Source organism: Bilifractor sp. HCP3S3_D3 (genome assembly GCF_052063915.1).
GTDB lineage: Bacteria > Bacillota > Clostridia > Lachnospirales > Lachnospiraceae > Bilifractor.
In genome coordinates, this window is the sequence record NZ_JBQHWP010000039.1 from 1 (window position 1) to 9,167 (window position 9,167).

At 43.6% G+C, this 9,167-nt stretch carries 13 protein-coding genes; 11 read left to right on the plus strand and 2 right to left on the minus strand.

Annotated elements, in window-relative coordinates; translation table 11 throughout:
• Window positions 1–1,460: transposase (locus tag ACTNDI_RS13755; protein ID WP_441101531.1), on the plus strand; the 1,460-nt coding region annotated here is incomplete at its 5' end.
• A gap of 154 nt (window positions 1,461–1,614) precedes the next feature.
• Here ACTNDI_RS13755 and ACTNDI_RS13760 read toward each other — a convergent pair.
• Together ACTNDI_RS13760 and ACTNDI_RS13765 are read right to left on the minus strand one after the other, a co-directional pair.
• Window positions 1,615–2,862 carry an S-layer homology domain-containing protein gene (locus ACTNDI_RS13760; RefSeq protein WP_441101532.1) on the minus strand — a complete coding sequence of 416 codons (1,248 nt, stop codon included), beginning with the start codon at window positions 2,860–2,862 and terminating at the stop codon, window positions 1,615–1,617.
• A 287-nt stretch (window positions 2,863–3,149) separates the two neighbouring features.
• Window positions 3,150–4,109, minus strand: a complete 960-nt coding sequence (locus ACTNDI_RS13765; RefSeq protein WP_441101533.1) for a PD-(D/E)XK nuclease family transposase — start codon at window positions 4,107–4,109, stop codon at window positions 3,150–3,152.
• Window positions 4,110–4,429: 320 nt separating this feature from the next.
• Between ACTNDI_RS13765 and ACTNDI_RS13770 the strand changes: the two genes are divergently transcribed.
• The 10 genes from ACTNDI_RS13770 (at window position 4,430) to vapC (ending at window position 8,875) form a co-directional block, all read left to right on the plus strand.
• Window positions 4,430–4,792 (plus strand): helix-turn-helix domain-containing protein, encoded by a 363-nt coding sequence (locus ACTNDI_RS13770; RefSeq protein ID WP_441101534.1) that lies wholly within the window; start codon window positions 4,430–4,432, stop codon window positions 4,790–4,792.
• Between the two features lie 351 nt (window positions 4,793–5,143).
• Window positions 5,144–5,353 (plus strand): type II toxin-antitoxin system HicB family antitoxin, encoded by a 210-nt coding sequence (locus ACTNDI_RS13775; protein ID WP_441101535.1) that lies wholly within the window; start codon window positions 5,144–5,146, stop codon window positions 5,351–5,353.
• Window positions 5,354–5,375: 22 nt separating this feature from the next.
• A complete protein-coding gene (locus ACTNDI_RS13780; RefSeq protein WP_441101536.1) occupies window positions 5,376–5,657 on the plus strand; it encodes a hypothetical protein in 282 nt (93 codons plus the stop codon).
• A 69-nt stretch (window positions 5,658–5,726) separates the two neighbouring features.
• On the plus strand, window positions 5,727–5,915 hold the full coding sequence (locus ACTNDI_RS13785; protein WP_441101537.1) for a hypothetical protein: 189 nt from the start codon (window positions 5,727–5,729) through the stop codon (window positions 5,913–5,915).
• 226 nt (window positions 5,916–6,141) lie between these two features.
• A complete protein-coding gene (locus ACTNDI_RS13790; RefSeq protein ID WP_441101538.1) occupies window positions 6,142–6,303 on the plus strand; it encodes a hypothetical protein in 162 nt (53 codons plus the stop codon).
• 71 nt (window positions 6,304–6,374) lie between these two features.
• Entirely contained in the window at window positions 6,375–6,767 is a 393-nt protein-coding gene (locus ACTNDI_RS13795) for a hypothetical protein (protein WP_441101539.1), read from the plus strand.
• A 270-nt stretch (window positions 6,768–7,037) separates the two neighbouring features.
• Window positions 7,038–7,697 carry a DUF3990 domain-containing protein gene (locus ACTNDI_RS13800; RefSeq protein WP_441101540.1) on the plus strand — a complete coding sequence of 220 codons (660 nt, stop codon included), beginning with the start codon at window positions 7,038–7,040 and terminating at the stop codon, window positions 7,695–7,697.
• Window positions 7,694–8,119: a hypothetical protein gene (locus tag ACTNDI_RS13805; RefSeq protein ID WP_441101541.1), complete on the plus strand. Its 426-nt coding sequence runs from the start codon at window positions 7,694–7,696 to the stop codon at window positions 8,117–8,119. The genes ACTNDI_RS13800 and ACTNDI_RS13805 overlap by 4 nt, the downstream gene beginning before the upstream one ends.
• A 121-nt stretch (window positions 8,120–8,240) precedes the next feature.
• A complete protein-coding gene (vapB, locus tag ACTNDI_RS13810) occupies window positions 8,241–8,474 on the plus strand; it encodes a type II toxin-antitoxin system antitoxin VapB (protein WP_441101542.1) in 234 nt (77 codons plus the stop codon).
• A complete protein-coding gene (vapC, locus tag ACTNDI_RS13815; RefSeq protein WP_441101543.1) occupies window positions 8,471–8,875 on the plus strand; it encodes a type II toxin-antitoxin system tRNA(fMet)-specific endonuclease VapC in 405 nt (134 codons plus the stop codon). The genes vapB and vapC overlap by 4 nt, the downstream gene beginning before the upstream one ends.
• Window positions 8,876–9,167 lie beyond the last annotated feature (292 nt).

Genomic DNA, 9,167 nt, shown 5'->3' on the forward strand with positions numbered 1-9,167 from the left:
GAATCGATCTGGAGAAATATCTGAAAAACATCCAGAAGCACTATACTGGAAGACTCAGATATAACCCGGTCAGCATGCTGAAAACAGTACTGTTCGGATTTATGACGAATGACTACATTTCCTTACGGGAACTGGAGGACCAGTGCAGGGTTAATCTCCGGTTCATGTATCTTATGGAGCACGAGAGACCTTCCTATCGTACCTTTGGCTACTTCATCAATGAAGTACTTGGAGATTCCATCGAAGAAATATTCAATGACATCAATCATAAAATCTTCGAAACAGAACATGTGGATCTTCAGCATCTGTACATCGACGGTTCCAAGTTCGAAGCCAATGCAAACAAGTATACGTGGGTATGGAAGAAAGCACCGGAAAAATCAAGATACCGCCTGTTTGACAAGATCACGGCACTCTTCCAGGAAATCAATGAGGAACTGGCTTATACGGGCATGAAACTCTGCATCAATACCGAGTATGCGCCAGAGTATATCCGGGAAGCCGCAGAAAAATATGTGGAAGTCTGGCAGCTTGATGAAACTCAGTTCAAACACGGCAGGGGCCATCATAAGACAGTCCAGCAGCGCCATTATGAGAAGCTAATGGAGTATGCACAAAAGCTGGAGGAATACGTTGAAAAGATCCGTATCTGTGGAGAAGGACGTAACAGCTACTCAAAAACAGACCATTCTGCCACTTTCATGCGGATCAAAACCGACTACATGGGGAATGATCAACTGCTTCCCGCATATAATGTTCAGGTTGGTGTTGCTGACGAATATATCGCTGTGATCGATGTGAACCAGTACCGGTCAGATATGGACTGCTTTATTCCGCTTATGAATAAGTTCCGGGATATCTACGGCTTTTATCCGAAGTACCCGGTCGCAGATGCCGGATACGGTTCTTACAACAACTACATCTTTTGTGAACAAAACGGTATGGAAAAATACATGAAGTTCACCATGTTCAAGAAGAAAACAACTGATCGGAAATACCATGAGAATCCGTTTCGGGCCGTTAACTTCCCGATCGGGGCAGACGGGGTCATGAGATGTCCTAACGGAAAGGCCTTTCATCTTGAGTACCGCCGCCATGTAAGGGGGAACAACTATGGCCGGCAGGAGGAAATATATCGATGCGAGGATTGCTCTGGATGTCCTTATGCAGAAAGATGCAAAAAGGGCGATCAGAACCGGACTGTGAGAATCAACCATGAGCTTACTGCCATGCATCAGGAAGTGATAGACAACCTGGAAAGCATCCACGGAGCGCTCTTGAGAATGAATCGATCCATACAGGCAGAAGGTACCTTTGGGATCATGAAGAATGATCGCTGGTACAAACGGATAGTGCGAAGAGGTATAAATTCGGTACGGCTCGAAGTATTTCTCGTTTCTATCGGGCACAATCTCTATAAATATCACAACAAACAGATGAAATCCAAGAAAGCCGCATAAGATACCAAAGCCGCTATCTTATGGGGTAAGGGGGATTATGCTCAATTTCAACTGAAATGGCCACGCTTTCCCTAAAATAAAAAGGGCGTGTGAAATAACTTTTCGTTTTTTCACACGCCCTTTTATCTTATAGAGGGGATGTTATTTATAAAGATTACTTTGTTGCGCCGCAGATGGAGCATTTGTATCCGGTCGTTACGACCTCATCGTATGCAGGTTTGTTTACAACGGTTTTGGTCCCGTTCTGTACTTTTTCGTAATGACCTTCAGCATCATGGTAAATGGTCTGATCCTGTTCAGGGATAAAGCTATAACTGCTGCGCTTATCATTCATATGTTTATCAAGTATGTGGTTTCCCATGGCTTCTTCGTCTGTGCTGGTATATCCGCAATTATTGCATTTGTAATATGAATTTTTCTCAACAACTGTCTCTTCCCATGCCGGCTTATCCTCTACCCATTTCTCCTCGTATACCGGTTCCTCATGTGTTACCGCCTCATGATGCACCGTTTTCGTAATCGGCTCCCACTTGTGCTCATGAGTAGGAGTTGTGCCGGTATCCGTCTGCTTGGTATCTTCAGAGGTGCTTCCAGTATCTGGATTCTTGGTGTCATTCGTCACCTTACCGTCATCCGGCTTCTTTGTGCCGTCCGGAGTCTTTGTGTCGTCCGTATTCTTCGTGTCGTCCGTTGTCTTGCCGTCGTCCGGTTTCTTTGTATCATCCGGCTTCTTTGTATCGTCCGGCTTCGTCGTATCGTCCTTCTTACCATCATCCGCCTGAACGCTGTCTGTATTCGAGATAAACTTTACAATCTGTGCTCTGGTGCAGGGATTGTCCGGGCCGAACTGGTTGTTTCCGACACCGTTGGTGATGTTGTTCTCCGCAGCCCATGCGACCGCCTTGGAATAATACTTTCCGGAAGGGATATCGCTGAAACCTGCATCCTTTGTCGGCTCTTTGCTGCCCTCGAGTCTCCACAGAAGAGTGATGGCCTCTTTCCGGTCGATAGTTCGTTCCCCGCTGAAAGTATTTTCGGAGGTTCCTGCCGTAATCTTGTTGTTTTTCGCCCACATCACAGCCTCGGCATAATACTGATCCGTGACGTCCTTAAACGGATTTCCGGCAAGGGATGTTTTCGGAGATCCCTCGTATCTCCACAGGAACGTGACAATCTCTCCTCTGGTACAGGACTTCATCGGGCTGAAGGTTGTTTTGGTCGTTCCGGCTGTGATGCCTTTGTCCGCTGCCCAGTATACCGCGTCGTGGTACCACGCACTCGATCCGACATCAGAAAATGCAGAAGCGGCGGGCTTTGTATCCGCATAGGCAGGTAATGCTGCGGAAATTATCATGGTGGCCGTTAGAACTGTCGGGATAAGTTTAAAAAATTTCTTTTTCATAATTACCTTCCTTTAATGAGTTTTGGTTAGAGAAATGTTTACTTTGACATATAAGATGTGAACAAAAATGGTGCAAGAAACGTTATATTCTGAGACGGAATTATCTGAAGATGGAGAACACGATATGATTGATTTTACCAATATGCAGGTTCGAAACAAGACATAAGCGGAAGGAAAAATGCAATTGTGTTCACTAGATTTTACTCCGCATGCCGGCCAGACAAATTGGAAAGAGCTGCCGCACTAAGAAAATAGTGTGGCAACCTTTGGGGGAATGCTTTTGCAAATCAGACAAGCTCTTTTTCTTCGTCCATCAGACGTTTTGCGTCATCTTCTGAGATCTGATATTTCTTCATGATCTGCTGCAGGATCTTTTCTTCAGAAATACCGTAGTCTCTCATTGTGTCAATTGCGCCAAGAATGATTCCCTCATTCAAAATATAGTTACTATAGTTACACATACTGTTCACCTCCTTACGGATTGCCTCTGTGGCTGGTATGTCATAATTTTCTTCCAGATTCTGTATTTTGTCTTCCGGACTGATTTTCTTCGACAAAAGCGTGGATAGCATTTCTGTAATTTTTGTTGCCTGGTTCTGTGTTTTCTCCTGTCCGTCGTCTTTTGGAAGACGGATCATTACTACGCGGAGCAGGTCAGTTCTCGGGTTCTTTGTATAGTTTCCGACTTGCCGCACCTTTTGTATCTGGTATTCAGAAATCGTATTTGCGTCATTCTGTGAACAATTCATACAGATCCAAATGGAGTATACCTTTCGAAGCTTTTCGTAATGGCTGTTCCTCGCCTCCCTGCCCATCTGTTCCGAAATCATCCGACAGCAGTAGGCAATGCCGCGTGTCTCCATATCGTATAGTTTGTACTCATTTGCCTGCGCTTCGACATCGATCATGACGTCGTACGTCACACCTTCCTCTGTTCCAGGTATGGCTGCATCGAACCGGATATCGTATACAGTAAGACCTTCTCCGGTTTCCCCGTAATCCTTTGGTTCCCCGGTGATCATATCGTTGGTGCTTCCGGGATCTACCGCAATGGATGAGATATGCGGCGTATCGATCATCCCCTGGATTTCATCCATGGAAAAATTTTCAAAGTCGGATACCGCGTTTTTCAGGATAAACGCCAGGATCGGTCTTTGTGAGAGGATTTTCTTAACCGCCATATCCAGCGCTGGATTCCGGCTTGTATCATACAAAACCCTTCCAAGCTGATTTGCTGTTTTTTCCATTGGAATGCCCCTCCTTGTTTTATTATTTTAACATCAAACATTGCTTTCCGCAATTTCATGTGCATTTTTTTGCCTCAATCCAAATCAGGTTCCTTCTTTGAGGAAAAATCTGGAGAGGATTTCATCCGATATTAGCCATCGGACGGAGAAAAAGAGGAATCAAATATGCCGTCCAGAGGGCGAGATACGGCCACTGCGAGACGGATGTGTGGTCATTGATCATTGGTTTCTGACCTGCATACGGCGATGGAATTTATTAGACCAGTATTGACGCTATATCGGTTGACCGATATAATATAGATAAAGGCAGGTGAAGAACGATGACCATCCAAGAGAAATTAAAAGATAAAAAAATGTCTATTTACCGGCTTGCCAAGGCGAGCGAGCTTCCCTATGCGACAGTAAACGATATTTGCAGCGGCAAAGCACAACTGGAAAAATGCAGCGCCGAAACAATCTATAAGATTGCCCGTGCGCTGAATGTTTCCATGGAGGAATTGCTCGCTCCCTGCTTCCTCAAACGCAGCAGTTTTGAAAACTTCAAAAGTACTGTCTGCCATAGGGTCAAGGAGCTGGGTGATATTGACTTCCTTATCGAAACGCTGGAGAGCCATGACATCCGAACCTACTATGAACGGAAATGGTATCCTGAAAGTCTTTATCTTCTTGCCATGCTTGACTAATTCAGTCGGGAAAATGACGTGCCGCTTGACAGCGAATACGATGACATCAGGCGGTGCAGGCTGGAAAAGCCGATTTATCCGGCCAGCCTCCGGGCTGTTTCAGTTGCGGGCAGAAACGACGTCGCGCTGAAAGAGTCGGAAAAAACAGCGATCCCGGAGTTTATGCGGTTTAACATCGTAGAAAGCGAAGTGCGAAATGTCATCTGAAAGCAGAGTTGAATTTACAAAAGACAATATTGACCTCTATTTGAAAGAAGTTGCGAAGGAATACCGAAAACAGTTTGGAAAAGGTATGCCCGCTGAACTGATCGTGATCGGCGGGCCTTCCGTCCTAATAAAAAGGGTAAAATAATGAAAAATATTATGGAATATAACGGATATCGCGCAATGATTGAATACGATGAAGACGATGAGTTGTTTGTTGGAACGGTTATTGGCATAAATGATTCTATTTCCTTCCATGGACAGAATATTCAAGAATTAAAGCAGAATTTTAAAAATAATGTGGATAAATATGCTGATATGTGCATTAAATTCGGAAAACAGCCGGAAAAAGAATAGAAACTTTCGTAAAGGGAAAAGAATGACAACATTTGACCAATTTATCACAAATAATCCCGAACAGAAAAATATATTTGAAAAAGAATATGAAGATTTTCTTCTTTCTGAATTTATAATTGAAAAAATGGAAGAAAAGCATCTTTCTGTAAGAGCCCTCGCAAAAAAAGCCTCTGTATCGCCATCCGCAATACAAGAAATAAGAAACCAAAAAAATGTAGACAAAATCGCCTACAATACCATTGCATCGGTATTGCGGTCCTTGGGATACCAATTGCGAGTAGAGAAAATTCACGGCTGGATCTAAGTACGGCAACTGGTATTTTCTACAGACAGGCAAAACAATATATGCCGCGGTGAAAAAGGAGGAAAAAAGATGATCCCGACAATGAAGCAGACTGTTATGACTATGCAAAAAATGTCAAAAAAAGATTACGCATTAGCGGCAAAAATGATTGAAAATATTGCTTCGCCAGACGGATATATTAGTCGGAATGAGGTAAATAATTGTGTTGACCGCTTATGTAAGAAATATGATCGCACTTTTAAGGAACTGGCAAAATGAAGCTTATATTTTTTAAAGCGATTCATCCTACGGTTAAAACCGTGGGCTTTCTCGCCATATTTTTTATAATACAAAAACACAAAACCGTCCCCTTCGGGGCGGTTTTTGTATGCGGCAAATTACAGATACAAAAAACAACCACATACTATATAACTATTGATGGTCCGGAGTTCAATCGAATAACGGATCTTATTTTATTGCCTGAATATAGGCAGAGAGGAGAAAAATGGACGTAAAAACAATTCTTCAGGAGTACAAATCTTATACCCCGAAGGCGCACGGCGGAAGTATTTCGTCGCTCAATATGGCAGACCTCTGCCATAGAAAACGGCTCTATACAGAAGCGATGGTAATACGGAAAAAGGCAGCCAGTATTATCGCGTCATGATTGTGAAGAGCACGATAAAATATGCGCTGATCTACGGGCTGACTGGGAAACACGCGGACCGGAAGGCTGTCATGAATTATATGATTACCCGTTATCCGGAATGTGAGTACCAGGTATATCAGCAGCAGGAAATTCTGCTGCATGATCACCAGCGCATCATGCGCTACCTGAAGGAAGAAGTGCGAAAGCCTTCTTTTCCGGCAGGGAAAGATATCGTGATCGGAGACGAAACAAAGTTTATCCATCCCAATGTCGTCTTTGCCTGCGGAGATCAGGCGGAAGCAGTCTGGTACAAAACCAGGCAGAACAAAGCATGGTCGCAGACGCCGAAAAAGTCCTCCTTTGATCGCTATATGCAGCTGAATGCCGGCATTTTGTATCTCAGAGAGTTGGGATACAAAAACCTCAAATCCAGCTATTACTTCTTGGAAAAGAAGTCGTACGGGCCAAACTGGTTTGATTAAGATCAGAGTTTCTTTGGGGATACGGACAACATTATTACCGCGAGTGATATCTGGTGCAGAACCCCGGACGATCTGGATAAACAGATGCAGCCGTACCTTCAGATGATGAAGGATGGAATACCCTCTGATTCATTGGAAGAAAAGGACTGCCTGTTTTGTGACTGCAGAGAATTCTGCAAATACACACTTCCGGCTTCCGGCCAAATCAGAAGAAAAGTGAGCGGCATGCCGTCAAACATGTTATAATTCGAGAAGGAGGAAACAGTGTCAATGGATATCTGCCACAAACAGGAAATCTATCTTTTACACGGTTCACGTGGCGGACTGAAGGGTGAAATTCGTCCTTGCAGTCGTGAAAATTGTGATTTTGGCCGCGGATTTTACATGGGGACAAATCCGAATCAAGTCAAAGGGCTTGTGGTTTCAGATCGAAATCCGGTTTTCTATGAGCTTAAAATTGATCTGACAAAAATACCAACTGCCCGACGATTGTATTTGACCGGAAAAGACTGGTTATGGACAGTGCTGGCCTGTAGGAAACAATCGAAAGAATTTGCAAAATCAATTTTGGCGAAACAGGCAAAGAAACGATTGGAACAGGCGGACCTTGTAGTAGGTCCAATTGCCGATGATCGCATGAATGAAGCGATTCGGCGTTTTGAAGAAAACGGGTTAACCGATATTGCGCTGATACAATGTCTGGACAGCGTTGATTACGGGGAACAGGCCGTAGCAAAAACGCCCTTCGCATGCCAACAGATCACAATATTAACCGAACGCGCGATCCGCGGAAAAGAGGCGGAAAACGCCTTGCGGTTTTCAGATGAAAAAAGGAAGGAAGGCCAAAACGTTGTGAATGAGATGGCGGCAAGATATAATCGTTCTGGCAAATTTCTTTCCGAAATCATAGAAGAGGAGAAAAAAGAATGACGAGCGTAGAATATGCAATCTGCAATGTGCAGGGCAACATTTTCGAATATGTTGCCAATCATTATATATACGATACATTCGTAGCGTTTGTTCCCGCTTATCTTCACTCTGACTTCTGCAAACGGCAATGGGATACGCAGTATTCGCGCTACCAGATGCACACTCCGGAAGAAAACCTGGATTTTATCCGACCGGAGCTAACGAACTTACCGTGGACAGAAGCAAAAGAAGATGATCAGGTCTTCGACAACGCCGCTGCGCATTGGATCGGCTTCATGTACCGCGCATTGTATATTCAGACAGGCGTGTCAAGCGCGATCCTGGCGGACAAAATTCCGCTATCGACGATGCGCGCCGTTTATCCGGGGCTTCACACGATTGCCGAAGAAGACGCAGTGCAGGAATTGAAAAAACAGGTATAATCGATCCGTTAATCAAAAAAACAAGAACCGTCCCTTCCGGGGCGGTTTTTGAATGCGGCAAATTACCCCCTTGCAAATGTATATACACAGATATATACTAAAATCGAATGGAGGTGATTTTATGGTCGAAATTGGAAAGGTTTTTTCAAATGGCGGAAGTCAGGCAGTACGTCTCCCTAAAGATTTTAGATTTAAAACGGATGAAGTGAATATTAATCGTATAGGCGATATTGTTATTCTTGTCCCAAAAGAAAATAGATGGGCGGGTCTGATCCAGTCATTAGATCTATTTACAGATGATTTTATGGAAGACAGCCGTGGGGGATTAATAGCCGAAAAAAGGGAATCATTATGAACAAAAAGTATATGCTTGACACCAATATTGTGATATATGTGATTAAGCAAAGACCAATATCGGTTCTTGAACGGTTTCTTGCTCATGATCCGTCTGAGTTTTGTATCTCTGCAATAACTCTCTCAGAAATGCAATATGGAATAAGTAAAAGCAGTAATCCGGTAAAAAATCAAATAGCGCTTGCTTCCTTCTTGTCAAATATTGCAATCCTTCCCTACGATGATTCGGCTGCCGTAGAATATGGAGAGATTCGCGCACATCTTGAAAAAATGGGTACGCCAATTGGCCCTAATGATTTGCTAATTGCTGCTCATGCAAAGGCTATGGATCTGACAATTGTAACGAACAACGTCAAAGAGTTCGAGCGCGTACCAGAATTAAAATTAGAAAATTGGGTTTGAGTATTACAACGCGAAACCGTCCTTTCCTGGGGCGGTTTTTGTCTGCGCAAATTACGAAGACGAAAAACAAGTATATATTACATAACCATTGACGATCCGGAGTTCAATCGAATAACGGATCTTATTTTATTGCCTGAAATCAGGCAGAGAGGAGATACAAATGGAAAAGAACAAAAAAACTATGCAGATTGTCGAGCTAAACGGACATCTGTGCCATATTCGGCGGACAGTCTGAGACATAATTAGCGGACAAGTAAGGACACATTAACCGGACAATAGATCTTCAGATATA